General features: G+C 36.1%; 27 protein-coding genes and 1 tRNA gene. 2 read left to right on the top strand and 26 right to left on the bottom strand.

What is annotated here, in order from left to right; translation table 11 throughout:
- Positions 1 to 87: 87 nt before the first annotated feature.
- The 9 genes from LKE46_RS17540 to LKE46_RS17500 form a co-directional block, all read right to left on the bottom strand.
- Complete coding sequence (locus LKE46_RS17540) at positions 88 to 942, bottom strand: bifunctional 5,10-methylenetetrahydrofolate dehydrogenase/5,10-methenyltetrahydrofolate cyclohydrolase (protein WP_291725447.1); 855 nt, start codon at positions 940 to 942, stop codon at positions 88 to 90.
- A gap of 36 nt (positions 943 to 978) precedes the next feature.
- Entirely contained in the window at positions 979 to 1,611 is a 633-nt protein-coding gene (locus LKE46_RS17535) for a cyclodeaminase/cyclohydrolase family protein (protein ID WP_291725445.1), read from the bottom strand.
- Positions 1,612 to 1,637: 26 nt separating this feature from the next.
- Positions 1,638 to 3,314, bottom strand: coding sequence for a formate--tetrahydrofolate ligase (locus tag LKE46_RS17530; protein WP_291725443.1), 1,677 nt, complete (start codon positions 3,312 to 3,314; stop codon positions 1,638 to 1,640).
- Positions 3,315 to 3,433: 119 nt separating this feature from the next.
- Positions 3,434 to 3,847: a universal stress protein gene (locus LKE46_RS17525; protein WP_291725441.1), complete on the bottom strand. Its 414-nt coding sequence runs from the start codon at positions 3,845 to 3,847 to the stop codon at positions 3,434 to 3,436.
- Positions 3,848 to 4,019: 172 nt separating this feature from the next.
- Positions 4,020 to 4,433 carry a universal stress protein gene (locus tag LKE46_RS17520; RefSeq protein WP_291725439.1) on the bottom strand — a complete coding sequence of 138 codons (414 nt, stop codon included), beginning with the start codon at positions 4,431 to 4,433 and terminating at the stop codon, positions 4,020 to 4,022.
- Between the two features lie 79 nt (positions 4,434 to 4,512).
- On the bottom strand, positions 4,513 to 4,965 hold the full coding sequence (gene rimI / locus LKE46_RS17515) for a ribosomal protein S18-alanine N-acetyltransferase (protein ID WP_291725746.1): 453 nt from the start codon (positions 4,963 to 4,965) through the stop codon (positions 4,513 to 4,515).
- A complete protein-coding gene (gene tsaB / locus LKE46_RS17510) occupies positions 4,958 to 5,674 on the bottom strand; it encodes a tRNA (adenosine(37)-N6)-threonylcarbamoyltransferase complex dimerization subunit type 1 TsaB (RefSeq protein ID WP_291725437.1) in 717 nt (238 codons plus the stop codon). Before tsaB ends, rimI begins: the two co-directional genes overlap by 8 nt.
- Positions 5,675 to 5,676: 2 nt before the next feature.
- Positions 5,677 to 6,132: a tRNA (adenosine(37)-N6)-threonylcarbamoyltransferase complex ATPase subunit type 1 TsaE gene (gene tsaE, locus LKE46_RS17505; RefSeq protein ID WP_291725435.1), complete on the bottom strand. Its 456-nt coding sequence runs from the start codon at positions 6,130 to 6,132 to the stop codon at positions 5,677 to 5,679.
- Positions 6,133 to 6,138: 6 nt separating this feature from the next.
- On the bottom strand, positions 6,139 to 7,410 hold the full coding sequence (locus LKE46_RS17500) for an HD-GYP domain-containing protein (protein WP_291725433.1): 1,272 nt from the start codon (positions 7,408 to 7,410) through the stop codon (positions 6,139 to 6,141).
- A gap of 193 nt (positions 7,411 to 7,603) precedes the next feature.
- Between LKE46_RS17500 and LKE46_RS17495 the strand changes: the two genes are divergently transcribed.
- Both LKE46_RS17495 and LKE46_RS17490 read left to right on the top strand, forming a co-directional pair.
- Positions 7,604 to 8,533, top strand: coding sequence for a metal ABC transporter substrate-binding protein (locus LKE46_RS17495; RefSeq protein ID WP_291725431.1), 930 nt, complete (start codon positions 7,604 to 7,606; stop codon positions 8,531 to 8,533).
- 60 nt (positions 8,534 to 8,593) lie between these two features.
- Positions 8,594 to 8,669, top strand: a tRNA-Trp gene (locus LKE46_RS17490).
- A gap of 637 nt (positions 8,670 to 9,306) precedes the next feature.
- On the opposite strand, the gene LKE46_RS17485 is transcribed toward LKE46_RS17490, so the two are convergent.
- From LKE46_RS17485 to dapA, 17 genes are all read right to left on the bottom strand, one after another.
- Positions 9,307 to 10,656 carry a nitrogenase component 1 gene (locus LKE46_RS17485; protein ID WP_291725429.1) on the bottom strand — a complete coding sequence of 450 codons (1,350 nt, stop codon included), beginning with the start codon at positions 10,654 to 10,656 and terminating at the stop codon, positions 9,307 to 9,309.
- 21 nt (positions 10,657 to 10,677) lie between these two features.
- Positions 10,678 to 12,231, bottom strand: coding sequence for a nitrogenase component 1 (locus LKE46_RS17480; RefSeq protein WP_291725428.1), 1,554 nt, complete (start codon positions 12,229 to 12,231; stop codon positions 10,678 to 10,680).
- A gap of 816 nt (positions 12,232 to 13,047) precedes the next feature.
- Complete coding sequence (locus LKE46_RS17475) at positions 13,048 to 13,230, bottom strand: winged helix-turn-helix transcriptional regulator (protein ID WP_291725426.1); 183 nt, start codon at positions 13,228 to 13,230, stop codon at positions 13,048 to 13,050.
- A 154-nt stretch (positions 13,231 to 13,384) separates the two neighbouring features.
- Positions 13,385 to 14,095, bottom strand: a complete 711-nt coding sequence (locus LKE46_RS17470) for a DUF554 domain-containing protein (protein ID WP_291725424.1) — start codon at positions 14,093 to 14,095, stop codon at positions 13,385 to 13,387.
- Positions 14,096 to 14,166: 71 nt separating this feature from the next.
- On the bottom strand, positions 14,167 to 15,063 hold the full coding sequence (locus LKE46_RS17465; RefSeq protein WP_291725422.1) for a hypothetical protein: 897 nt from the start codon (positions 15,061 to 15,063) through the stop codon (positions 14,167 to 14,169).
- A gap of 37 nt (positions 15,064 to 15,100) precedes the next feature.
- Positions 15,101 to 16,381, bottom strand: a complete 1,281-nt coding sequence (locus LKE46_RS17460; RefSeq protein WP_291725420.1) for a cell wall-binding repeat-containing protein — start codon at positions 16,379 to 16,381, stop codon at positions 15,101 to 15,103.
- An 86-nt stretch (positions 16,382 to 16,467) separates the two neighbouring features.
- Positions 16,468 to 16,686, bottom strand: coding sequence for a DUF2922 domain-containing protein (locus tag LKE46_RS17455; RefSeq protein WP_291725418.1), 219 nt, complete (start codon positions 16,684 to 16,686; stop codon positions 16,468 to 16,470).
- 16 nt (positions 16,687 to 16,702) lie between these two features.
- A complete protein-coding gene (locus LKE46_RS17450) occupies positions 16,703 to 16,924 on the bottom strand; it encodes a DUF1659 domain-containing protein (protein ID WP_291725416.1) in 222 nt (73 codons plus the stop codon).
- A 132-nt stretch (positions 16,925 to 17,056) separates the two neighbouring features.
- Entirely contained in the window at positions 17,057 to 18,226 is a 1,170-nt protein-coding gene (locus LKE46_RS17445; protein WP_291725414.1) for an iron-containing alcohol dehydrogenase, read from the bottom strand.
- Between the two features lie 31 nt (positions 18,227 to 18,257).
- On the bottom strand, positions 18,258 to 19,154 hold the full coding sequence (locus tag LKE46_RS17440) for a fumarylacetoacetate hydrolase family protein (protein WP_291725412.1): 897 nt from the start codon (positions 19,152 to 19,154) through the stop codon (positions 18,258 to 18,260).
- Between the two features lie 26 nt (positions 19,155 to 19,180).
- A complete protein-coding gene (locus LKE46_RS17435) occupies positions 19,181 to 20,341 on the bottom strand; it encodes a UxaA family hydrolase (RefSeq protein WP_291725410.1) in 1,161 nt (386 codons plus the stop codon).
- Between the two features lie 17 nt (positions 20,342 to 20,358).
- Complete coding sequence (locus tag LKE46_RS17430; protein ID WP_291725408.1) at positions 20,359 to 20,652, bottom strand: UxaA family hydrolase; 294 nt, start codon at positions 20,650 to 20,652, stop codon at positions 20,359 to 20,361.
- 83 nt (positions 20,653 to 20,735) lie between these two features.
- Entirely contained in the window at positions 20,736 to 22,520 is a 1,785-nt protein-coding gene (locus tag LKE46_RS17425; protein WP_291725406.1) for a sigma 54-interacting transcriptional regulator, read from the bottom strand.
- Between the two features lie 142 nt (positions 22,521 to 22,662).
- On the bottom strand, positions 22,663 to 23,826 hold the full coding sequence (locus LKE46_RS17420) for a UxaA family hydrolase (RefSeq protein ID WP_291725404.1): 1,164 nt from the start codon (positions 23,824 to 23,826) through the stop codon (positions 22,663 to 22,665).
- A 30-nt stretch (positions 23,827 to 23,856) separates the two neighbouring features.
- Positions 23,857 to 24,156 (bottom strand): UxaA family hydrolase, encoded by a 300-nt coding sequence (locus LKE46_RS17415; protein WP_291725402.1) that lies wholly within the window; start codon positions 24,154 to 24,156, stop codon positions 23,857 to 23,859.
- Positions 24,157 to 24,225: 69 nt separating this feature from the next.
- A complete protein-coding gene (locus LKE46_RS17410) occupies positions 24,226 to 25,203 on the bottom strand; it encodes a 2-keto-3-deoxygluconate permease (RefSeq protein ID WP_291725400.1) in 978 nt (325 codons plus the stop codon).
- Positions 25,204 to 25,208: 5 nt separating this feature from the next.
- Complete coding sequence (gene dapA, locus LKE46_RS17405; protein ID WP_291725398.1) at positions 25,209 to 26,090, bottom strand: 4-hydroxy-tetrahydrodipicolinate synthase; 882 nt, start codon at positions 26,088 to 26,090, stop codon at positions 25,209 to 25,211.
- Between the last annotated feature and the right edge of the window lie 50 nt (positions 26,091 to 26,140).

Here is a 26,140-nt window from a genome sequence, read left to right as displayed (position 1 = left end):
CATAAACTCTGCCAACATATTATCTTTTATTTACAATTAAAGTCTAGCATATATGAAAACAATATTCAAGTATATGATGAAAATAATTTAAAGATTATGCTGAAATTTGCAAGCTGCAACAACCTGTTTTGCAAGTACGGACGTAGTGACTGAACCGACACCTCCGGGTACCGGGGTTATCATTTCTGCCTTTTGAATACAGCTTTTTGTATCCACATCGCCGCACAAGCTTCCATTTTGATCCACATTTATTCCCACATCAATCACAACAGCTCCCTGCTTGATATAAGCGGAATCTATCATATTGGGTCTTCCAACACATGCTACAAGTATGTCAGCTTCAGAACAAATTTCCTTCATGTTCTGTGTTTTGGAGTGGCATACAGTAACTGTGGCATTTGCATTTAAAAGCAGAAGTGAAAGTGGTTTCCCCACTACCATTGATCTGCCTACTACAACAGCCCTTTTACCCTGGACTTCCACCTTGTAGTATTTCAAAATCTCCATCACGGCTGCTGCAGTACAGGGTGCAAATCCAGAAATGTCATTTTCCAGTATTTTAGACATATTTGCAGGATTAAAACAGTCTACATCCTTTTCAGGATCTATTGAATATTTTATAACATTCTCATCAAGATGTTCCGGAAGCGGCCTGAATACCATTATTCCATTAACAGATCTGTCATCGTTTTTTTCTTCCAGCTTCCGTATGAAATCTTTCTGGCTTATATTCTCAGGCAATTTTCTCACATCTACATCTATGCCTATATTCCCACATCTTTTCAAGGCTCCTCTTTCATAGGCGATATCACTTTCATTTTCCCCGACTCTTATTATAGTGAGCTTTGGTATAATATTCTTTGACTTTAAATCAGCCACCTCAGAAATCAGTGAAGAACTTATATCATCTGCTGCAGGTTTACCCTTGATTATATTGCACATCAGTTATCTCCCATCTGTTAAAACATTGATTTGAAACTATTCAGAAAGCTTCTTTACTACATTTTCATAGACATCATCTGCAATTTTGGCTCCATCTTTAAGCAGAGACTTTACTTCGTCCTCTATTTTTGCAACATATTCCCTGTCTTTTATGAATTTAATATTTATAATCACATTTAAATATGCACTTGACATAGCTGCTTTAAGGCATTGAACTCCCACTCCTATATCACTGAGCACAAGTTCAGAACAGCTACCAACTATGGATGAATGTAAAAGGATAGTATCATAGCTTCTCTTTATCACCTTCACAGGCACTATACAGGCCGATTTCAGGCACTTATCCATTATTTTCTCTTTTTTGATCTTTTCTTCCTCATTGCTGCAGGGAATTCCATAAGCTTTAGAAAGCGGTATAAAATTCTCTGCATCCTCATCAACCATATCCAGGAACTCTTTAGTTAACTTCCCTGCACTCTCCAGTACTGATTCAAGCTTTTCAGCATATTCCCGATATTTTTTCTTTCCAAGAGTAAGACTGCATACCATACTCAACAGCGCCGCCCCCATGGCCCCATCCATGGCTGCCGCACCGCCTCCGCCTGGTACCGCACTTTTGGAAGAAAGCTCCTCCAAGAAATCTCTGCATGGATTATCTACAATTTTCATATTTCATCACCTTACACATAAATATATTAAAATAGTCCACTTATTACCCCATTCTCATCCACATCTATTTTTTCCGCAGACGGAACCTTTGGAAGTCCTGGCATCTTCATTATGGAACCGGTCATTGCAACTATAAAGCCGGCACCTGCAGAAATAGATATCTGTCTCACGGTAATTGTAAAATCAGTCGGTCTGCCAAGTCTCGTCTGGTCATCTGTCAATGAGTACTGAGTCTTTGCTATGCATACTGGAGTATTTACAAATCCCAGTCTTTCAAGATTTTTTATCTCTTTATCTGCCTCTTTTGTAAAATTCACATCTTTTGCTCCATATATTCTTGATGCTATAGCTTTTATTTTCTCTTTAACAGGTAAGTCCACATCATAGGCAAACTGGAAATTATTATCCTCTTCCTCTATAATCCTGAGTACTTCTTTTGCAAGCTCTATTCCACCCTCTCCTCCCTTTTCCCATACTTCAGAGAGCTTTACATTTACTCCAAGTTTACTGCACTCGTCTTCCACCAGCTTAAGTTCAGCTTCAGTATCCGTCGGGAATTTATTCAAGGCAACCACTGCCGGCAGCTTGAATACCCCTGTTATATTTTCAACATGTTTCAATAAATTCGGTATTCCAGCTTTAAGTGCTCCCAGGTTCTCTTTTCCAAGATTTGCTTTTTCTACTCCGCCATTGTATTTTAGTGCCCTTACAGTAGCAACTATTACAACTGCATCAGGTTTCAGACCTGACATTCTGCACTTTATGTCAACAAACTTTTCCGCTCCGAGATCGGCACCAAAACCGGCCTCCGTAACCGCATAATCTCCAAAGTGTTTTGCCATTTTTGTTGCCATTATTGAATTGCACCCATGTGCAATATTTGCAAAAGGACCGCCGTGAATAAAAGCAGGGGTGCCTTCAAGTGTCTGAACAAGATTTGGCTTGAGTGCATCTTTCAGCAGTGCGGCCATGGCACCTTCAGCTTTTAAATCATGTGCAGTCACAGGATCTCCGCTTCTGTTGTAACCTATTATTATCTTCGCAATTCTTTCCTTGAGGTCTTTTATATTGTTGGCAAGACAGAATATCGCCATTATTTCCGATGCCACCGTTATATCAAATCCATCCTCTCTTGGATTTCCATTCGGTTTTCCGCCAAGTCCATCAACTATAAATCTAAGCTGTCTGTCATTCATATCCACACATCTTCTCCAGGTTATTCTCCTCGGATCTATATCCAGGGAATTTCCCTGCTGTATATGGTTATCTATCATGGCAGCAAGCAGATTGTTGGCTGCTGTCAGTGCATGTATATCTCCTGTAAAATGCAAATTTATATCCTCCATAGGAACAACCTGGGCGTATCCGCCTCCTGCTGCTCCTCCTTTGATTCCAAAGACCGGTCCCATGGAAGGTTCTCTAAGTGCCACTACAGTAGATTTCCCAAGCTTTGAAAGTGCATCTGCCAAACCAATGGAGGTTGTAGTCTTTCCTTCACCTGCCGGAGTTGGGTTTATAGCAGTACACAATATCAATTTCCCATTTTTATCGGGTGTTTTTTTTAGAACATTATAGTCTATCTTAGCCTTGTATCTACCATATAATTCTACATTTTCTTCTGGTATGTTCAATTTTTCGGCAATATTCAATATGTTTTGCATATTACACTGCTGGGCTATTTCTATGTCTGATTTAAAAGTCATCTTAAATACCTCCATAATTATGTATATCAGTTCGCAATTTCAGATATATTATAACAAATTTTTATACACATACAATAGCCATAATGCATCATTAACATTATGGCTCATAAAATATCAACTTATTCCGGAACGATCAGGATTAAATTTTCAGCATTTTTTACTACTTTGGTAGTTACTGAACCAATTATCTTGTCAAGTCCCTTTTTAGTGGATCTGGTCATAATTATCATATCAAACTTATCCAATTTTGCTTTTTTCAATATTCTATCCGCAGCATATCCAAAGGTACAATATTTTTTTACATCATATCCTTCTAGCTTTTCAGCTGCCTTTTCCAGAAATTCATTGCTTATTTTCTCTGCATTATATCTCTGATCAAGATCGACCTTGTCATTTACAAGAACTATTTCTATAACATTTATGAGAGTTATATCCACTTCATCTTCTTTAAATAATTTTTTAACCCATTCAATAGAATGCATACTTCTTTCAGATCCATCTACCGGGATTAAAACTTTTTTTCTATTATCCAAAATGATAGCACACCCTTTCTTAATCTATATAATAATATTATTCTACATAAACAGCCTATTTCCTCTATTTAAATACTAAATTTGTTAAATTTATAACATCGTTTGTCACCTATGCACAAAATGGCTATAACATACAAATATTATAGCCATCTGAATTTAAAGTTATATCTATTTATTCAGGTACAATCATTACCAGAGTCTGTGCATTTTTCACAACTTTGGAGGTTACCGAACCAATCATCCTGGCCAGACCTTTTTTTGTAGATTTGGTCATGATTATCATATCATAGTTATCTCTTTTTGCTTTCAGTAGTATTTCATCTGCTGCATATCCAAAAGCACAATACTTTTCAACCTCGTAACCTTCAAGCTGCTTCTCGGCATCATTTAAAACATCTTCACTTTCCTTCTGCACTCTTTTAATTTCATCATTCGTAATAACCATATCATTTGCTATAACTATTTCTTTAATATTCATAAGTGTTATTTTCACGCTATCACTCCGAAACATTTTTTTAAGCCAATCAAGGGAGTGCATACTTCTCTCAGTTCCATCGAGTGGTACCAAAATTTTTTTCTTTGACATATACAACACATCCTTTCTATTTCCTACTTAAAATATTCTATAAAAAGTTCCTATTTCCTCTATAATATCGATATTAATTTTACAACACGTTATGATTCCACATTATTATGGCATCCTCCTTATTGTCCACGTAGTAGGCTTTCCTCAGTCCTTCTTCCACAAATCCGTACTTTTTATACAGGCTTTGGGCTACTATATTTGATTTTCTAACCTCCAGAGTGATTGCAGCTATATTCTCAAGTCTGCATAATTCCATGAGTCCCTCCATAATGGCACTTGCCGCTCCAATACCCCTGTACTCAGGGTGTACTGCTATATTTGTTATATGCGCTTCATCGAGTACAACCCACATTCCTCCGTATCCTATTATCGTGCCGAATTTTATTGCAGCTATATACCTTGCAAATTTATTGTTTTCAATCTCCTGAACCATTGATTCTCTGCTCCATGGTATTGAAAACGAAAGTCTTTCTATTGTTTCCACTCTGTCCATATGCTCCAATTTCAATGGTACTATCTCTATATCACTCATGATGTTCCAATTTCGCTTTCCTTTCATATTCTCTTTCCGCCTGTGATTTTCTTAGATAAAAAGGTGCAAAGCTGTATATGTCATCATATTTTTTATCCCTCATAAGCTTAATTCCAATTTCTCCTATAGAAGAAGCCCTTACAATATTCATACTGACAGGTGCAAATATCACCGTATTTGTACTGCTCTTCAAGATTTCCTCTCTGAATTTTGAAACAGCATCCCCGATAAAACAAATCTGCTGCTTCATAGAATTCAACCTGTTTATCAGATCCCCTATGGGAACTACCATGTATTCACTCATCCTAACAAGCTGACTATTTTGAAACTTATAGGCAGCAGTATAGACATTCCCCCTAAGAGCATCGAGCATGGGGCATATTATTCCCTCAGTATAGGATAAATTATATGCCAATCCATCCAGGGAAGATACTCCCACGAAAGGTTTGCTGCTTCCCTGGCTCAGTCCCTTCACTACTGCAGCCCCAATTCTAAGTCCTGTAAATGATCCCGGACCCTTTGAAACTACAAATCCATCCAATGAATTCACATCCATTCCGATATTGTTGAGCAGACTATCTATCATGGGCATCAATATCCTGGAATGCTGTTTTTTATAATTAAATAATATTTCCCCATACAATTTCTCCTCGGATAATACTGCACATGCTGCACATTCCGTTGAAGAATCCAGACTCAGTACTTTCATATTTAAACTAACTCCTTTATATAATCATATCTTTCACCACAATAATTTATACTTATTTTTCTAAAATTCAATCCTTGCAATGCGTCTTTCTCTATATTTATTTTTATGTGTTCCTCCGGTATAAGCTGTTCTATATAATCCGACCACTCTATAATACTCACTGCATTGCTGAAAATATATTCATCAAATCCTATAGCCTCTATTTCATCAGGATCATTTACCCTGTATACATCAAAATGATAGAGTTTCAATCTCCCCTTGTATTCATTCACTATGGCAAAAGTCGGACTCGTTATTGTATCATCTATATCAAGTCCTTTTGCCAATCCCTTTACAAAATGTGTTTTCCCTGTACCAAGTTCTCCATTTAAACAAATTATGTCTCCAGCCTTCAGAAGCCTCCCCAGTCTCTCACCCAAACCTACGGTGTCTTCCTCACTGCCCGAAAAGAAATCCACTGACACTCACCTCGCTACATCCTTAATTTCATTTATAGAATTCAATGCACATTTTAAATTTCCAAAAGCTCTTCCACATATAAATCCTCCCTTGACCATATCATCCATTATGGAAAATGCCTTCCCACGTTCCATTCCAATTCTATACGGTCTGTCTTCCGTCAAGGCCTGATATATATCACATACGGCAAGAATTCTTGATTCCTCCGACAGATCTTTTGCTGTAAGCCCCTCTGGATATCCCTTTCCATTCAATTTTTCATGATGATTTGATGCCCATGTACTTATATCCGGTATATCCTCTATCCTGTCGAGTATTATCCTTGTGTAATATACATGTGACTTTATTATTTCAAATTCTTCAGGAGTCAAAGCTCCTTCCTTGTCAAGTATACTTATTGGAATGGCAAGTTTTCCTATATCATGTAAAAGCCCTGCTATCCTCATTTTACTGCATTTCTCCCTGTCATATCCAATATGTATTGAAACCAAATAAGCCAGCTCAGCTATACCTTTGGAATGTGTAGCCGTAAATTTGCTCTTGTCATCTATAATATTTGCAAATATTCCTGCTATTATTGCAAATTCATTTAAATCAAAATATATATTCAGTTTTGGTCTTACCTTATCCAGGATTATATCCATAAAAGATATGTTTTCCATATCAAACCAGAATATATCTTTGGATGAAATATCCAGAAATGCATCCGCTATCTCCTTTGAAAATATAATGCCACTTTTCCTTTTTATCCAATTTCTGATGTACTCCCTCTGTTTAAAAACATTTTCATCTTCTTTATACAGAAGTTCAGTTATATCGGAAACCCTGATTATCTGACTCTCTATAGGGATAGAGTCTCCTTTCAGTCCAATGGCACCACTGCCATCAAAATTTTCATGATGGTACAATATTATTCTATCAATTCCTTTAAATTTTGGGAAAGTGCTGATTATATTCGCACCTGTAATGCAGTGTTTCTTTATAAATAAACTTGATGAATGACTTTCATCAAGACAATTTGACGCTCCTATATCATGAAGAAGAGAAACCACATATATATATTTTTTCCTATCCTCACTCAAATTCAACTGTTCAGCAATTTTAAGAGCAATATAAGTAGTTCTTTGTGAATGATGCATAAATCTATGATTAGAATAGTTTATGTTCGTTATTTTTTCTATAATAGGGGTATTATAATTACTTCCTCTTGAACTCATCTGTGCCAAATCCAATGCAATCGACATAGCTCTTATTATTTTATCCATGCTTATCTTCATAATTAAACTCCTTATAAAAAAATATATAACTAATTTTTATTTTATCATAATAAATAGTTTATCCAAAGTATTTTAAGTTAAAAATGGTAAAATAAGAAACATATATGAATTATACATTGTTTGCATTGTTAAAACACATTATGTAAAATATACTTATTACAGAATCTTATAAAGCCGTATAGAGGTGAAAATTTTGAAGAAGGTTTTGATCGTATTAATTATTACATTGTTATTTCTTACCGCCTGCAGTAATTCAAAGACCAGCAGCGATATTCCTACATATAAAGCGCCAAAGGATTCCAGCGTAAAGTTGGATATAATGACTACCGACAAACTACTGTATACAATTGTAAAAACCATTGTAAAAGACAAGCACAGAGTAAACTATATGTTTAAAAATAGAGAAAGTGAAATTAATTTTAAATTTACATATGACAGTTTAAATAATATTTCCAGAGAAGATCTATTTATATATGTGGGTGCTGGATTTGAGCCATGGATAGATAGTTTCACACAAAAACTTGACAAAAACAAGGTTGGAATAATAAATTCTTCAAGAGGTGCAAAACTTTTATCCTATGACAAACCTTTAAAATACGGCAATATTACAGTAAATCAAAATCCTTATTATTTTATGAATCTTGACAATTACAAGGTCATACTTGTCAATATAAAAAACGCAGTAGAGGACAAAGATCCACAAAATAGATCCTTTTATGAAAAGAACTTCTCAGACGAACTAAAAAAAATTCAGGATTATGAAAAGGATATAAACGACATAAATGAAAATTTGAAGGAGTACAATTTTATAACATTAAATGAAAATCTAGCATATTTTACGAATTACAATAGACTGAAACTCATGAATATAAATTCCTCCATGGGGAATATTCTCCCAGTAGATCCTGTAGACCGTAAATCTTTACAGGACAAATTGGACAGCTCTACAGTTCTTCTGTATACCAATGATTCTGAGTTGAAAAGCAATTACGATGTAATAAAAAATTCTCATATTAAGACTGCCAAAATACATATGTTTGACGGACGGGAAACCTATGAAGATACTATTAAATACAACATGGAAAGCCTCAGAAAAGTATATGAGCCAAAAAACAACAACTAGAACTTGACGAGTACACCTTTATGTAATATAATAACTTCTGTCGATAGATATTTATATTATAGGGGTATAGCTCAATTGGTAGAGTAGTGGTCTCCAAAACCATTGGTTGAGGGTTCGAAGCCTTCTACCCCTGCCATAAATGTTGAAATCAAAGGACTTACAGGATGGTAGGTTCTTTTTTATTTTATAATTGTCCCGAAAGTTTTTAATAGTGGTAGGTATCGGCGTTTCACCACCCACCTATATATTTTCAGCACTCACATTCTATGATATAATATGAAATGTACAATTCAATAAGTTGCGTGTGGGCAGCTGGTATTGCCATCCCTTTAAGAAGGGAGGTGATACATATGTACGAAATGTTTATAGTAGTTTTTGCTGCTCTATCGTTTTTGATAGCTTTGATAAATTTAATTATCGTGCTTATAAATAACATAAAGAAGTAGCCCACCCGTCTCAATTGGTATGGCTACTTTTTATAGTTTAAGCTTTATCAGTTGGTCGAGCAACTGAGTTGTATACTACAGGATGTTACCAGCATCCTGCTTTTATTATCTCTATTCTTAAGTTAATTATACAATACACCTATTGTCTATTAATAGTCAATATAAATAACAATATTTTTAAAAAATAATAGATAGTCCCTTGGAAGATCTATCTATTATTCAAGCATATAAATTTAATTAAGCAGACTAAATTCATAATCCACCCTTCTTATTACTAATATTATACCACAATAACATAAAAATTATAACGGTAAATATATATTCTTCTTACTTTCCGCCTACAGTTGATGTATAAATTCTCTCTATCAACTGCAGAGCACCTCTATATCCTATATGACATCTGTTCAGCACTACTGTCTCGGAAGAAGGTGAATTTATTTCTATTAGCAATGCATTTTTTTGTCGTGCTACATCGGATTCCCATGTTGAACCCAATATCAATGGAACTCCTGAACCGAAATCAGCTTCTGCAAGTGATTTTTCTGCAAGATAACCATCTTCAATATATTCTACTTCCACAGACACACCTTCAGACAGATTCCTAAATTCCTTGCTTATTTTCTCTCTGAATTGCTCCGGTGGATTATCTGTAATAATCTGCTTTACAGGTATAAGCCCCATCTGATCTGATAGAAATTTTGTATAGGCAAGCGTATAAGCACTGTCGCCTACAACAGCAAATCGGGAGGGCAGGCCATACCAATACTCTGAGAAAAAATGTGAAAAAGAATCTAAAAAGTAATAATACAATTCTGTCTCTTCTTCAATAAACGCTTCTGCTTTTCCAGCATCGATTCCTGTATATTCAACTAATTGTCTTATAAAAGCTGTAGTAGCTTCCTCACCAACAGGTATTACAGGAATATGCAAATAAGGCTGATTATATTTTTTTTCCAGGTGTTTCGCAATATTTACTCCTACCCAGGGTGATATTACAAGATTAAATTGTGCTTTGGGAATTTCCTTCCATTCTTTTGCCCCACCACTTTGTGGTCCAAAGAGTACATTTACTTCAAAACCTATATTCTTTAAAATCCTTACAATTTCCAAATAGTCTCCACGCCAATTTGTATTAAAAAAAGGTGTCTCAAACCACAAATTGATTAATCCTTTTTTCTTTTCCCCTTCATAATCTCCAACAAATTGATCTATAATTGCTTTCACAACAATTTCATGACCTATAAGGTTTGAACCTTTGAAACCAGCTGTATCTGCATACACTATAGGATAACCCGCCTCACGATATTTCTTTACAACTGCTCCGACATCATCTCCTATAAGTTCTCCAGTACAGCCTGTAGCTACCACGAACAATTCACCATTATAAATTGCTAAAACTGATTTTATTAAATTATCAAGCTTTTTTTCACCTCCGAATACTATATCATTTTCACCTACATTTACACTGGGAACATTACCTCCGCCGGTACTGGTAGAACCTTGAAAGCCATTTTCAAATCCCATAAAAAAGTATTGCTTGTACATACACCCCGGTCCACAGTTTGTAATTGGAACACCATTCTTAATTGCTACTGCAGTATATGCGCCGCCTACTGCACAAGCATAATGTGGATGTACTATTGTACTGCTTTTTTTCTCTATCTTAGTTTCAGACATTCTAATCCTCCTCATATGTTTTTACACAAGTTTTACTCTTTCATCAAGCACTTCAGGATGTTTTGCAAGCAAAAATGGATCATTTTGGCTAAGCCACCATTCATTATACGGACTTTTAACGTGTCTAGAAAGAACCTCATTAAACTTCTTTCTTGCAAGAATATCCAGCAAAACCTCACCCGTTCGAATTATTCCATCATAACCAACAGGAAAATGCTCATCACCCATGGCCAAAGATGGGATACCGAGTTTTGCCGCCTCAGGTGCAAGTCCCTGATGTCTAATTATTACAAAATCTGTCTTCACCCGTTTAAATAGGGCATTTAATTGGAATGCCTGTGTTTTACTTACTGTAAAATTAGGGATATCTCCATAAGTGCCGATAAGCTCTCTAAGCGTATCCTGATTCTCATGTCCACCGTCATAAACAGGGTCATGGTGGAATACCACAGAACCATCAACACCTATTCCCAATTCACGCAGAACTGAAATAAGACTATGTGCATAAGATGAACCTGTCATGACAAACCCTTTAATTCCTTTAAACTTTTCTCGCAGTTCCTTAATTTTGGGAAGTACTCTTTCATGCTCGCTTTTTATGTATTCTTCGGTTTCCTTTTCCTTCCCAACAACTTTACCGATTGCCCTCAACCATGCATCCGTACCTGAAATTCCATAAGGCTGAGGTGCGTCAATCTGCGGAACACCAAAATGTTCCTCAAGTGCTGTAGCCATATAAGAACCAAGTGTGTGACAAAAAGTTGCTGTAGCCACAGCTTCCGATGCCTGAGCAAGTTCATCATAGCTTGCCATGTCTATCATATAATTTACTTTCAAGCCAAGAGGTTTTAATATTTCTGTAAAATAATCAGTTCCCCACAAAGCCACAATATTAATTAAATCCTTCTGTTTTTCAGGTTTGCGCTTTACTATTTGACGTAAAACTCCATGCTGTGAAATATCAAATCCAGTGCTCCAGTGTTTTGAGCGAAAGCCTTCGCAATGCAATGGAATAACTGTTATTCCAATTTCTTTTTCCATCTCTTGTGCAACACTATCTATATCTTCACCTATAATAGCCGTAGCACACGACATTGAAATAAAAATTGCTCTGGGATTAAAACGTTCCTTTGCATCCCGTATTGTCTGTTTTAGTTTATCTGAAGCACCAAAAACCATATCATTTTCTAAAAGATTTGTGCTATAAATCTGTAAATTCTGTGGCGGCTTGTTCCTTCTTCCAAGTCCCATGTTAAAGGCAAGATTAAACCAGGCATTATCTGCCGAGCAACCAACTGGAGCATGCTGAATAAGTACACAGTCTGTAATATTCCCTATCTGGCATTCAACAATGGCATTAGCACACATTGTCTGTTGATTTATCGGTGAATTTAATTCACACAATCGACAAACTTTCTGTTTTTTGCAGCCATCATGTTTCCTCTGACTTCTCAATTCATAGTTTGATTCCTTCCACAACTCAGTTGCCGAACCATCCCAGGCAGTTATGGTCCCTAATCTAGTCTCCCTGTTTTCTACTTGCGTCAAGTTAAGATTTATTGTTTTTTTTGACATTTTATCACCCTTTCTTCATAATTTAAATACAAAAAAAGACCAAGCAAGCATCAACTTTCTGCTTACCTAGTCTCCAGTATATCTGGTCAACTAAGAATTATAATCAAAATTATATAAAAATATATAAAACCTTCCGTCTCTATACAGAGGCAAAAGGTCACTTTCACGGTTCCACTCTGTTTATCGCATATTAAACTGTATAAATTACACAAATACAGTTCATATGTAAAAACTAATTATTGGTACAATCATACCTCAACGTTCTAACGTACGTACACGCTGAAATCTACTAGGATTCAACTCAGTGCTCAAAGATGCAATTCGACTACATTTTAGCTAAAATTTCCTTACACCCAGGGGGAATTCTCTCTCGTAGCATTGTGCAGCCTACTCTTCTCATCATAGCAATTAAATTATTAAACAGTCTATTATATATTAGACTTATGCTTCAAATAATACTATATAAATTCAATACAGTCAAGTAAAAAAAGTAAACATAAATAATTCTACAATATAGACTTATAGTTAGAATCTATGATACTATACCTAATGTAGACAAAAATTTTATAATTGGAGGACTGGAAGATGAATTTCGGTGGATGGTCAACTGGAAGTATTATAGCTTTAATTATTTGCATTGCAATAGCCCTTTGTTGTAGTAATATGTCCATTAAAAAGAAGAAAAAATAAGTCCTAGAACAATTCTCCCACGCTGGAGTTAAAATTATTTCTTTGCAGACTGTGCTCATTCGCAGTTGAATGATAAATTATCCCGAAGCAATTATATTTTATTATATAATCAACGGTAGTTGTATGTTATATGGATGTTTTTTTATATTTATAAACTTCGCTCCCCCATTTATCCAAAGCCTTTAAAACAATTATAAGTCTTTGACTAAGCTTTGATAATTCATATTCTACTTTTGGTGGAATTTCATTGTATTTATGACGAATAACAAGGGAGTCTTCTTCAAATTCTTTTAAGTTTTTTGAGAGCATCAGAAAACTCAGATCACAAAATAGGTGCAGATAGAAATAACCGCATGTTTTAGTTTCCTTTGAACTGATTTGATATCAATACTCAGGAGTAACAAAACACGCGGCTATTTTGGTACACTTGCAATTTAAAACAGTTTTTATAAATCTAATATAATCAATTTCCCAGGATAGTTTTTAAAGTTCCATATATAATCGGTAAAAATATGGCAGGAAGCAAATTTGCGACCTTTATTCTAGTTACTCCCAGCATATTAAGTCCAAGTCCCAGAATTAAAAGGCTTCCGACTGCTGACATATTTGAAATCACTTCTGAAGTAAGTACTGTTGAAAGTCCTCCTGCAAGTAGTGTTATACTTCCCTGGTATATAAACACTGCTATTGAAGAAAGTATTACTCCTATTCCTAAAGACGAAGCAAATATTATTGAAGATACTCCATCTAATATGGATTTTGCAAATAATGTACTGTTGTTCCCCTGCAGTCCGCTCTGCAGTGACCCAACTACCGCCATTGCCCCAACACAGAATAACAGACTCGCTGTTACAAAACCCTCCGATATGGGAATTCTTTCACCTGAGTTACTTTTTCCTGTATTATTTATTTTCTTTTCTATGAATTTACCCAGATTATTTAAACTCATATCAATATCAATTATCTCACCTATAAATGCACCTACTGCCATACAGATTATTATCTGCAAAGTATCCTGACCTTTAAGTACCCCGGATATACCTATGTATAATACACATAAACCCAATCCGCTCATTATAGTTTTACTGATTTTTTCTGTCAATCTTTCCTTTACAACAAGACCTATCAGGCATCCTCCTATTATGGTCAATGAATTAACTATTGTTCCAAGCATTTTTTCCCCCAAACTTCACTCTGTCTATTTGGCTTCCATACAACTAAAGTCGAGCCAGCTTCATAATTTGCTCAATTGAGCTTTTCCTGAATTTCTTTCAGTGTATCTTCATCAAGACTCGACGTTACAGCAGCTTTTACGCGTTTTTTACCTTCAGGTGAAAGCCTCTCATAGTCAGCCTGTGCAGAAACAAGCATAGTCTCATCATGACTGTTTATAGCAGATATTATCTCTGATATAACTTTCTTCTCATTTTCTGATGCCGTACTTGCCGACTTGGTACCAGCGTTCCCAGTAGAACCCGCCTGATCCTGCCCTGTATTTTCAGAAGAATTTAGCGTATCCTTGAGCGTATTTCTGAACCATTTCAACTTCTGTTCAATACTCATATCACCTTTGGCTGCATTTATGAAAAGCATTTTATTCTGAACTCCGATACTTTCCACCTTTACTGGAATCATGTTGGAAGGCATGCTTATGACATTTCCCTCGACTTTCAATTTGCCATTCAACTTTTCTGAAAGCCTTCCAAGCACATACTTCTCAGGTATATTTACCTTCCCAACCTTAAAATATGAGGGATCATATATTATTCTTTGATTTTTCAAATACACTCTACCTTCAGAGGTCATGAGAAAATTGAACTTTCTGTAAGTTACCGGTATGTAGAATTTCAGTGTATTATCCGTAATATCTGCATTTACACCCCTGACCGTAATACCTCCAGAAGTTTTCTGATTTCCCTCAAATGAAGATATGAGTTCATTTACTTCTTCTGAATTAAACTTTATGGTTCCACCATCTTTTTGTATTTTGATTATTTTAGCAAATACTTCCGATGAAACCTTATATTTCTTGACATCATAAGAAGAATTCCAGAATATAAGTGAAAAAAATACTGCCGCTGCTATAATCAAAACAACTATTAATAATACTATTTTCCCTGTTCGCAATTTGGTTTTTTTCATATTCAGCTCCTAGATTCCAATAATTTTATTTCATTATTTATTCGCTGAAACCGCTGCTGTTCAAATCCTGAAGCTTCTGCATCAGTTCTTTATCGGCTGAGATTCTATTATATAGATCCACCTGTTCACTGTCGGTTAGATTTCCGAGAAGTTCTTCAGCATCAGCCATATCAGTTTCAAAATCAGTCCCAAAGTCACCGGAGTTTACTGCTTTTTCTATAATTGAGGACAAATGCAGAAGTACATTTTTCTCATCCTCATTTTCCACAGAATCAGCTATGGATTTTAGTTCGCCCGGTATTGATCTAAATTCATCAATTTTTGATACAAACTGTACATAACTTAGAAGATCATCAGGGACAGCACCCTGTCCACCTATTGCAATGACATTTTTATTATCATCTACATCCTCTTTGATAAAGTCTTCCGTGCACTTTGGCAGAATATTGTCTGTAAGCACAACTGGCGAAGATGTTTTTGCAGCAAGTGAAGAAGCCGAGAGAGCATCTGCGAATTCGTCACCATTAGGTCCATTTCCCTTGACTACATATATATCACTGAAATCAATTCTTCCCTTGAAGTAATCCATAACATCCACATTTGTTTCATACCTGTCACTTCCACCTATTCTCGTCTCTTTAGGCAGTGAAGCAACAGAAGCATCCGTTATAATCCCGTTTCCCCCTACAACATAGGTATTTGTTATACCATCTTTTATATCATCTATATAATTTTTAACATTTTCCGGAACAGAATCCCTAGCTGTAAGAAGTATTGGCATTCCCTGACTTGCAGCCAAAGGTGCTATTGAAAGGGCATCCGCATAACCCAATCCTGAAGTTAAAACTACGCTGCCTGAGTTCTCAAGCTTTTTTGCTACTGCAACTGAAGTTTCATATCTATTCGATCCCCATATACGATCAACCTCAATATTCATGGACTCCAGTTCTTCCTGTATAGAATCTGAAACCGACCCACTTCCCCCTATAATTGTTACATGACTGGCACCCAACTCGGATATGCGAGCCTTTACTTTTTCATTAAGGACTTTGCCATCTGTAAGAAATATCGGGGCATCATATTTTTTCGCAAGTGGTGCGGCACAGAGAGCATCCGCATAACCTTCCCCACCTGCAAGTATTACATGATCGGCACCATTTTTCCATCCACCTTTTGAAACTTCAACGGATGTCTCATACCTGTCCGCTCCTCCGAATCTTGAAATTGCTGCAAATGCCTTTTGGGGTACCGCAGCAACCGAAGAAGATACAATTGCAGCACCAAGTACGATATTCAAAATCATCTTTTTTCTATTCATACACTACCTCCCATATATATGTATTATAAATGCCCATCTGCAAAAAGGCAAATGGGCATTTGGATAACTTTCACTAGACGGAGCTGCTACTTCACATTCAGTTCAACTGTCTCATTTTCCAGAATATGCGCCGAATCTATGGTCTTCAGATCTCCACCCTTGTACTCAAATATATTGTTTTCAACTACAGCCTCCATGGCAGTCTTGACCTCGGCTTCAGTGAGGGCCTCCTTCACATTTGAGACCCTCAGAGAAGTTTTCTGTCCACCTTCATTCAAGAAATTCATTACAAGTGACCTTTCCATCTAAATATCCCCCTTTTTAACCAGTTATGTTGTTCTGGTCTATTTTTATTATCTCGTCCAGAGTTTTACCAATGAGTTTTCCTATTTCCATTGAGGTATTGTAGATTTCGTCATCTGTAGCCATAACCTTTACTTTGGAAAATTTCTGTGACTTAACTACGTCCTTCCCATCTTCGTCCACCCCATCCTGATATTTGATTACAAGCGAGGTCTGCAGTTTTGTTGATTGAGCAGCCATACTATCATCTCCTTTCACATAACATATATGCACTTTGGGACAATATAGGAAGAAACTTTTTCAAAAAAAGAAACCCTCCCAAAATACATGTTTTGAGAAGGTTCTCTCTTAAGACAAGTCCCTGCTGCAAATTCATTCTGCAAGTTCAAGTATGTTCATGACGTCCTGCTTCTTCAATTTAACAAACTGTCCTACAGTAATGTTGTCTTCAACAGTACATTTATCTGCCATTTCTTCAAACCTGTCATATCCAATTTTTGCCTCCTTCAATGTAACTGGAAGTCCCATTTTACTGAAAAACTTTGTCATCCTGTTTATGCCCTCAAGCGCAATTTTATCATAGGAATCATAGGCCAGATCCACATCCCACACTCTGACTGCAAACTGCACGAATCTGTTTAGGTCTTGTTTGTAGACATATTTCATCCATGCTGGAAATATGATTGAAAGTCCTGCTCCATGGGAAATATCATATAATCCGCTAAGCTCATGCTCTATCTTGTGGGAGCCCCAGTCCCCTATTCTCCCAGTACTTAAAAGATCATTGTGTGCAATGGTCCCGGTCCACATTATCTCCGCCCTTGCATCATAATTCTCCGGTTCCTTCAGTACAATTTCCGCATTGTTTATCACCGTCCTGAGCGCTGCTTCACAAAGCCTGTCCGTAAAATCCACATGTTTCACATTTGTAAAATATCTCTCCATTACGTGAGCCATGATGTCGGCAGCCCCGCAGGCCGTCTGGTAGGCCGGCAGTGTAAATGTAAGCTCGGGATTCATAATTGAAAAAGCCGGCCTTATATATTCGGAATTGAGCCCTTTCTTGAACCATCCATCCTCATTCGTAATGACCGAGCTGTTGCTGGCTTCACTTCCCGTTGCAGGAAGAGTTATTATAACCCCTACAGGAAGTGACTCCTTTACAATTGCCTTTCCAATGTAGAAGTTCCACACATCCCTCTTATATGGAACTCCTACCGAGATGGCCTTTGCAGTATCAACTACACTTCCGCCGCCTACTGCCAGAACAAATTTTATATCATTTTCCCTGCACAACCTTATTCCATCTCTTACAAGGCTCAGACGGGGATTGGGTTTTATTCCCGGAAGTTCTATAAATTCGATTTCATTTTCCCTGAGAGAATTCACAACCCTTTCATAAAGGCCGGATCTCTTTATACTGCCTCCACCATAGCAGAAAAGCACTTTGTCTGTATATTCCCGTACTTTTTTGCCTACAAGATTTTCAGTGTTTCTGCCAAAAATTATCTCGGTAGCATTTTTGAATGTAAAATTTTCCATGATTACACCTCTTTATTAAGATTAATTATTATTAAACAACCCTGTTTCTGAGAACACCTATGTTCTCAATCTCACACTCTACAGTATCACCTTTTTTCAAGAATCTAGGAGGGTTGAATCCCATCCCGACTCCCGATGGAGTTCCTGTAGCTATAACATCCCCAGCTCTCAGTGTCATACCTGAAGAAAGTTCATGAATTATAGCTGAAATGTCAAATATGAAATTTTTCGTATTTGAATTCTGTCTGAGTTCACCATTTATTCTGCTACAAAGATTCAATTCTACGGGAAACTTTATTTCATCCTTATAAACTACACATGGTCCAAATGCAGTAAACGTGTCCAAGCTCTTTCCCATGTACCATTGAACATGCTTCTGCTGTATATCTCTTGCACTGACATCATTCATAATTGTATAGCCAAATATATACTCTTCCACCTTATCTTTAGGTATATTTGATCCTTCTTTACCTATTATAACAGCCAATTCAACCTCATAATCCAATTGACCAGTAACATCCGGGTGGCTGTCTATAAAATCATCCGGACCTATAGGTTTATTTGCCCTTTTCGAAAAATACACAGGAGCTTCAGGAACTTTTATAGAACTATCTTTGAAACTTCTAGAAGTTTCTTCTACATGTTCCTTATAATTAAGTCCAAGGCATATTATATCATTGTCAAATTTTTCTATAGGAGTACACAGCTTGATATCTGACAGATGATACTGCTTATAATTTTCTGGTTCTCTACATATTTTTTGAAGTCTTGCTATATCATCCTCCCTAAGTTTTTTGATAAGCTCAACCATGCTATCATAATGTCCTTCAAGGTTCTTCAGATTGCCAATATCAACTACACTTTTCATATTCAAATCATACATACCAAGTTTTTGCTGGTTGTTGAAACTAAAAGTTACAAATTTCATATAATCATCCCCTTGTTATAATAAGTTTATACATAATTGCACAGTCTACTTATTGCAATGTCATTGAAACCAAAGGCTTCAGCCTTTACAACCTTTCCATTTGCAACAGCTACTATCTCATTTAACAGTTCTTTTCCCATTTCTTCTATGGATTTTGTCCCTTTAATTATAGGACTTGCATCAAAATCTATATTTTCTCTCATCTTATTGAACGTTATCTTGTTTGCTGTCATTTTAAGAACAGGTACAAGTCCATTTCCTGTCGGAGTTCCCCTCCCTGTAGTAAACACAACTATTTGTGCACCTCCTGCAACAAGCCCTGTTACAGAAGCTATATCATATCCTGGGGTATCCATTATGACAAGTCCTTTTTTGCTTGGACCGACACCATAGTCTGTAACTTCCTCAATAGGTCTATGTCCACCCTTGTGTATACATCCAAGTGACTTTTCTTCAAGGGTAGTTATTCCTCCAGCCTTGTTTCCAGGTGAGGGGTTCCCATTTCTAAGATTTTCTCCAACATTTTTTAAATGCTCCTCATATCTTTTTATAATTTCGTATATCCTGTCCTTTACTTTAGAAGTAGCTGCCCTTTCTGCAAGAATATGCTCTGCTCCTATAAACTCTGTCGTTTCACATAATATAGAGGTTGAACCCAGATCAACTAGCCTGTCAGTTGCATTTCCGAGCACAGGATTTGAAGCAAGTCCTGATGTAAGATCTGAACCTCCACAGTTAGTGGCAACAATCAGTTCTGACAGTGGAACTTTTTCTCTTTGCTTCATTGACGCTTCCATTCTCATCCTTCTTGCATATTCCGCACCTCTTTTTATAGTAGCAAGAGTTCCACCTTCTTCCTGTATTATAACCATTTCAAGCGGTTTATTTGTCTTTGACTTTATAAGTTCATACATATCTCTAGGCTGTGCGTTTTCACATCCAAGTCCTACAAGTACGGTACCATAAACATTTGGATTTGCTGCAAGTCCAGAAAGTATGTCCATAGTAATCTTAAGATCACCTTTAACCTGTGCACATCCATTCTGGTTTATTATGCTGGTAGTACCTTCAACCTGATTTGAAATTGCCCTTGCAGTTTCACTGGAGCAGGAACAGGTAGGAAGTATTAGAATATGATTTCTAATTCCAACCTTTCCATCTGGTCTTCTGTATCCTAAAAAATTCATAGTAAAATCTCCCTTCCTTAATCTTCAATAAATTCACGTATACTTACTAAGTTTTGAGAATGTACATGCTGACCTTTTTTTATATTCTGGGTAGCCTTTCCAATCACCTGCCCATATTTATATACAAGCTCCCCTTCTTTTACATTCTTAATAGAAAATTTATGATATATAGGAACATGCTGTAATATAGTTACACTTACAACTTTATCGCCTGATTTATAGCTCGTGACATCGTCTTTATTAAGTTCTTCTAGGGCAACTGCAACACTGTCCTTTTCACTTATTATAAGTGAATTTATTTTATTTCCCATCTCCATCATCCTTTCATAATAACTAATCTTGCAATTTTACCGAAAAGCCCTATATATCTTAGTACTTTTTCGATTGCTATCGATTACATGGAATTTAATTTTCTCCACAAAGTTGTTCTACTAATATTAAAATCCAGGCATAATTTATCTTTATCACCATTGTATCTATCTAACAGAGTATTAAATATTTCACTTTCCATCTCTTTTAAATCATAAGAAAATCTAATATTTATTTCATCACTGTTTTCCAAATTTCTTGACTCAAGCATATTAGAAATAATTTGCTCATTTAATTCGGTACCTTCTGAACAGGCTACAACAAATTTAGCAAAGTTCTGTAGTTCTCTCACGTTACCATACCAACTATATTTCAAAAGTGGTAAAAATATTTTATCATTATTCCAGTTAAGTTTCTTACCTTCAATAATACATTGCTTGTCTATAAATCTTTCAAACAGAGGTATTATATCTTTTTTCCTGAATCTGAGAGGTTGCAGTTTCAATTCAAGGACATTTATTCTGTAATACAAATCATATCTAAAATTATTTTTTCTACATTCTTCTTTCAAATTCTTATTTGTTGCACATATAATGCGCACATTCACCGGAATATTCCTATTTCCTCCAACTCTCCTGATTTCATTTTCCTGAAGCACCCTCAATAGTTTTCTTTGAAAATTCAAGGAAACTTCCCCAATTTCATCAAGAAATAGGGTACCGTTATTTGCCAATTCAAATAATCCTTTTTTCCCTCCCTTCACAGCTCCTGTAAATGCACCGTCTTCATATCCAAATAATTCACTCTCAATTAATGATTCACTTAGAGCCGCACAATTAACAGATATGAAAGGCCCACCTGATCTTTTACTTTCATTATGAATACTCTGGGCAAATAATTCTTTTCCCGTACCAGTTTCTCCGTAAATAATTACAGTTTCATTTGATTTTGCAAATTTAGCTGCTTTTGTTTTTATATCATCCTGGCCTATGATATCAGTGAGTTTATACTTGGCTCTGAATTCTAAATTATTCTTTGTCACTGCATTGGCACTTTTTTGATTTATTAAAAATACACTTCCAACATATTTTTTGTCCACGTTTACTGGAATTTCTTCATATCTACTGCCATTTAAAATTTTATATAGATTTTCCTTGCTAATATCTGTATTATAATATCTAAATAATCTTTCTATGTTGGAGTTAAACAATAAATTACCGGTTTTATCTTTGAGGACAATCCCTTCTTCAGCTCTGTTCAACAAAATTCTTATCTGTTCATTCCTATACCTGCTAATAAAATCATAATTCAGTATATTGGTACATAATGACAATGCATTCACAATAGATTCTTCTCCAGATTCAAGCAGTTCTGCATATATTCCTGCTTTTCTAGCTTCATATACTGCGGTTACATCACCAATTATAGCATCTATGTGCTCTTTTTCTGCAAGATACTTCACTTTCATTCTGACATCATTTACTCCATGGCACACTGAAAATTGCAAATTTATACCCAAAATTTTATTGAGATACTGTCTTTCACTTTTACCGATGATATTTGATACATTGACAATAGCAACCTTTTTGTAGCCCTCAATGATTATTTTATTCACAGCCTTCAATACATCAACAGGCGTTGCAGATATGTCAATTACTGGCACATCAACTTTGCCTTTCAAATAGTTTGATGTACCCCACCTGCTAAGCACAATCCTTATACCATTTTTTACGGCATAGTTTACTTCATCAATACTCTGATTCATATTTCCTTCTATGATAGATAACTTAACTTTAGATTTTTCATTGAACTTCCTTGCTAAGATTTCAAGCCCATGATAAGGTGCAACCAATAATATATTGTTATTCATATTAAACTCACCACCTAATTAATATTAGTGCTCTATTTAATTATATTACTATACGCTGCAAAGAATATCATGATTTCTTGATACAGAAATAGGAATTTTATCTAAATCTACAGCAATTCCTATTTCTGACAAATATATAGGACTACATAGTAGGTCCTATACGCCAAATTCCGAAATCATTTTCCCCGAGAATTTCAGCTTTTGTAAGTTTTCCAGAAGCTACATCAATTATCTCTTCTATTATCCTTTTTCCTACATCCTCAACTGTTTCATCGCCATCAATTATAGTACCTGCATTTAGGTCTATATTATCCCTCATTTTTTCAAATATCTCAGAATTAGTTGAAACTTTTATAGTAGGTACAATAGCTGAACCTGTAGGTGTACCTCTTCCAGTTGTAAACACACATACCTGACATCCGCCTGCCGCCATACCAGATAGCTGCTCAATATCATTACCCGGAGTATCCATATATACAAGTCCTTTTTCAGTTATCTTTTCAGCATAGTCAATTACATCAACTAGAGGTTTGGTACCTGCTTTATGAACACATCCAAGTGATTTTTCCTCAATAGAAGACAGCCCTCCTTCAATATTTCCCGGCGACGGGTTTCCACCTCTCATATCAACATTTAAAGCTTTAGCAGAATCTTCACACATTTTAACCTTTTCAAAACATTTCCTGGAAACTTCTTCATTTACAGCTCTTGCCGCAATTATATGTTCGGCTCCAATTAATTCTGGAGTCTCAGCCAGAATTGAAGTTCCTCCAGCATCTATCAGTATATCACTGGCTTCTCCTAAAGCTGGATTACCTGAAATTCCCGAGCATGCATCCGAACCACCACATTCTGTTCCAAGAATAAGCTCAGACATATCAATTGGCTCACGTTTTAACTTTGTTGCAGCCTCCATCATCTTGTTTGCTGCACTTGAACCATCTGCTATTGCCTTGTATGAGCCACCTGCATCCTGAATTATAACACAGTGTACCGGCTTATATGGACATTGTTTTTTTATTTCCTTGGCTATGTCCTGTGCTCTCACAACTTCACATCCAAGACCAACCACAACTACACCATAGACATTAGGGTTTATCCCATGTCCTATAAATACTCTTCCTGTCTGTTCTGCATCTGGTGCAAGTTCAGAACATCCATGCTGATGTTCAATCCATACTGTTCCTGAAACATTATCTGCAATTCCTCTTGCCACACGATTAGCACAAACTACTGTAGGCAAAATCAAAACATGATTACGAATGCCGGCTGATCCATCAGGTCGGCGATATCCCATAAATTCCATAATTATATCCTCCAATAAATATAAATTTTTTTATTTTTGATTCAAATCTCCACGGCCGCGAATAGGCTTGAGATTGTGAACATGAACATGCTCTCCTTGTTTAATATTTTCTGAAGCTACTCCAATGGCCTCTCCATATTTGATTATTTTTTCATCTTCATCAATATTCCTAATTGCAAGTTTATGTCCGAAAGGTATCTTTTCCAGTACATGTAACTTCAAATCATCATTGTTGATCTTTAAAACTATATCTGTTCCAGGCAGAATTTCGCTAGTTGCTGTAGCTACATTGTCAATAGCCTTAATTACAATTGCCTTTACTTTTGCCATTTAAATCTCCCTCTTTCTTTTATAAATTTAAAATATTCAATTTATTAAAATTATTCTAAATACTACTTATTATGTCGTTTTCAGCTCTTCCGCATTTTCCCTGTCAAATTTAGGACAGCCATATTTTTTTGCTATAAAGTCAACAAATGGCGGAACTACTATAGCTGTTATTACAACTGCAGCTGCAATTTGTGTAGTGGCAGATGCAACAAATGGCTTCCATGTAGGATCAATCAATGCTACTGCAGCCGGTGTCGCTATTGTATTACCTGCCGCACTTGCTATAGCCGCCCCTGCATATCCAGGTCTTTTTGCTATAAACTTATCGGCAAATAATGCTACTCCGCCTCCAATGAAAAATACCATTGCAGCCAGCAAAATACCACTTAAGCCAGCTTTTACTATATTTCCAAAATTTATACCTGCACCAATTGAAAAACCTATAAATGGTATTACCATGCCAACACCTGCAGAAAAGAACTTCCTAACATCAACATCAAGATTTCCTAAAATAAAACCTACTATCAGAGGTACTACAGCAGCAAAAAGCGATATCAGTGGAATATTGGCAAGCCCGGAGGCTCCCAATGTAAGCAGTGCAAGAAAAGGTCCATCATGTATGTTCATAATTCCCATAGCTGCTGCATCTTTGGAGTCCCCATATTCACCCATCAAAGAAAGGTACAGGCTTCCATTGGCCCCCGTAACGGAACTGATTATTGCAAGAGCCGACACTCCCATAAAACCAGCCCTCCCAAATATTTTACTCACTGCTATACCAAGAAGCGCACCGGCAGCATACTTGGCTATCAATAAGATTGCCCCTCTCCTCATAGCTTCAGGCACTTCCTTGATTTTTAAATTGGTACCTATAAAAAATATCTGCATGCCAACTACTGTAGCAACAGCAGCATTAGAAAAGAGTGCCGTAGTAAAAGATCCTATTTTAAGGGCATTTGGTGCAAAAGTATTTATTAATGCACCTATGAGCAGTGGAACTACCATCATTCCACCAGGAACTTTTTGAACAGTTTTCATTATTTTCATATTACTCACTCCTCAATAATTTTCTTGACTTTTTCTATACTGTCATTATCCAAAAGACCATATGGCTTTTTAGGCATAGGAACTATATCAAGACCCTGCAGAGCTTTTATAGTCTTTATAGTAGTAATAAAATGCGGTGCTGCGGAATATACAGACATAAGTCTGTTTACTTTCTTCTGAAATTTATTTATTTCCTGAAAATCTCCTCTAGTAAACGCTTTATACGCATCTGTAAACAATTTTGGGAAAACGTTTGTAAGCCCTGCTATAAGTCCATTTCCCCCTGACAGCAAATTAGGTATTAGATATTCATCAAATCCGGAAAATACAGCAAAATCCGGGATTTCACCTTTTACTATATCGATAAGTTCCCTGGTATGGCTCATGCCATCTACCGTATCCTTTATACCAACTATATTGGAAAATTCACTAGCTAATTTTAGAACAAGTTTAGGATTTATATTTACAGCTGTCCTTTCCGGGAAGTTGTATATAAAAACAGGTAATTTTGTATTTTTAGCAATATCACTGTAGTAGTTGTAAATAGTCTCGTCATTAAGTTTAAAATAATAGGGAGAAATTATGACAGCTGCATCAGCTTTTTCTGTTTCGGCAAACTTTGTAAGTTCAATAACTTCATCTACTGAAGTTCCTCCAGTCCCTATAAGGACAGGGATCCTTTTATTTACGGTTTTTACTGCAAAACTGATGAATTCCTTTCTTTCCTCCATTTTCATGGCAAAGAATTCACCTATACTGCCCATAAATAGAATTCCGTTTACTCCTCCTTCTATCAGAGTTTCAATCATTTTTTTATTTCCTTCAAAATCAATCCTCCTCTCCTTGTTAAGAATAGTAATCATTGGTGTAATTATACCTTTTAACATTTTTATACCTCCAATTTCAAAATCGTGTTAACGTTTATATTTTATGAGCA

The organism is Clostridium sp. (assembly GCF_022482905.1).
GTDB lineage: Bacteria > Bacillota > Clostridia > Clostridiales > Clostridiaceae > Clostridium_B.
The sequence above is the reverse complement of the archived record's forward strand: the minus strand, read 5'-3'. Positions and strand labels throughout refer to the sequence as shown.

What these genes read in the sequence shown, in the direction of transcription:
- LKE46_RS17540 (WP_291725447.1), bottom strand. Translation starts at nt 942, where the DNA reads ATGTGCAATATAATCAAGGGTAAACCTGCAGCAGATGATATAAGTTCT.
- LKE46_RS17535 (WP_291725445.1), bottom strand. Translation starts at nt 1,611, where the DNA reads ATGAAAATTGTAGATAATCCATGCAGAGATTTCTTGGAGGAGCTTTCT.
- LKE46_RS17530 (WP_291725443.1), bottom strand. Translation starts at nt 3,314, where the DNA reads ATGACTTTTAAATCAGACATAGAAATAGCCCAGCAGTGTAATATGCAA.
- LKE46_RS17520 (WP_291725439.1), bottom strand. Translation starts at nt 4,433, where the DNA reads ATGTCAAAGAAAAAAATTTTGGTACCACTCGATGGAACTGAGAGAAGT.
- rimI (WP_291725746.1), bottom strand. Translation starts at nt 4,965, where the DNA reads ATGAGTGATATAGAGATAGTACCATTGAAATTGGAGCATATGGACAGA.
- tsaB (WP_291725437.1), bottom strand. Translation starts at nt 5,674, where the DNA reads ATGAAAGTACTGAGTCTGGATTCTTCAACGGAATGTGCAGCATGTGCA.
- LKE46_RS17500 (WP_291725433.1), bottom strand. Translation starts at nt 7,410, where the DNA reads ATGAAGATAAGCATGGATAAAATAATAAGAGCTATGTCGATTGCATTG.
- LKE46_RS17485 (WP_291725429.1), bottom strand. Translation starts at nt 10,656, where the DNA reads ATGTCTGAAACTAAGATAGAGAAAAAAAGCAGTACAATAGTACATCCA.
- LKE46_RS17480 (WP_291725428.1), bottom strand. Translation starts at nt 12,231, where the DNA reads ATGTCAAAAAAAACAATAAATCTTAACTTGACGCAAGTAGAAAACAGG.
- LKE46_RS17475 (WP_291725426.1), bottom strand. Translation starts at nt 13,230, where the DNA reads ATGCTCTCAAAAAACTTAAAAGAATTTGAAGAAGACTCCCTTGTTATT.
- LKE46_RS17470 (WP_291725424.1), bottom strand. Translation starts at nt 14,095, where the DNA reads ATGCTTGGAACAATAGTTAATTCATTGACCATAATAGGAGGATGCCTG.
- LKE46_RS17465 (WP_291725422.1), bottom strand. Translation starts at nt 15,063, where the DNA reads ATGAAAAAAACCAAATTGCGAACAGGGAAAATAGTATTATTAATAGTT.
- LKE46_RS17460 (WP_291725420.1), bottom strand. Translation starts at nt 16,381, where the DNA reads ATGAATAGAAAAAAGATGATTTTGAATATCGTACTTGGTGCTGCAATT.
- LKE46_RS17455 (WP_291725418.1), bottom strand. Translation starts at nt 16,686, where the DNA reads ATGGAAAGGTCACTTGTAATGAATTTCTTGAATGAAGGTGGACAGAAA.
- LKE46_RS17450 (WP_291725416.1), bottom strand. Translation starts at nt 16,924, where the DNA reads ATGGCTGCTCAATCAACAAAACTGCAGACCTCGCTTGTAATCAAATAT.
- LKE46_RS17445 (WP_291725414.1), bottom strand. Translation starts at nt 18,226, where the DNA reads ATGGAAAATTTTACATTCAAAAATGCTACCGAGATAATTTTTGGCAGA.
- LKE46_RS17440 (WP_291725412.1), bottom strand. Translation starts at nt 19,154, where the DNA reads ATGAAATTTGTAACTTTTAGTTTCAACAACCAGCAAAAACTTGGTATG.
- LKE46_RS17435 (WP_291725410.1), bottom strand. Translation starts at nt 20,341, where the DNA reads ATGAATTTTTTAGGATACAGAAGACCAGATGGAAAGGTTGGAATTAGA.
- LKE46_RS17430 (WP_291725408.1), bottom strand. Translation starts at nt 20,652, where the DNA reads ATGGGAAATAAAATAAATTCACTTATAATAAGTGAAAAGGACAGTGTT.
- LKE46_RS17425 (WP_291725406.1), bottom strand. Translation starts at nt 22,520, where the DNA reads ATGAATAACAATATATTATTGGTTGCACCTTATCATGGGCTTGAAATC.
- LKE46_RS17420 (WP_291725404.1), bottom strand. Translation starts at nt 23,826, where the DNA reads ATGGAATTTATGGGATATCGCCGACCTGATGGATCAGCCGGCATTCGT.
- LKE46_RS17415 (WP_291725402.1), bottom strand. Translation starts at nt 24,156, where the DNA reads ATGGCAAAAGTAAAGGCAATTGTAATTAAGGCTATTGACAATGTAGCT.
- LKE46_RS17410 (WP_291725400.1), bottom strand. Translation starts at nt 25,203, where the DNA reads ATGAAAATAATGAAAACTGTTCAAAAAGTTCCTGGTGGAATGATGGTA.
- dapA (WP_291725398.1), bottom strand. Translation starts at nt 26,090, where the DNA reads ATGTTAAAAGGTATAATTACACCAATGATTACTATTCTTAACAAGGAG.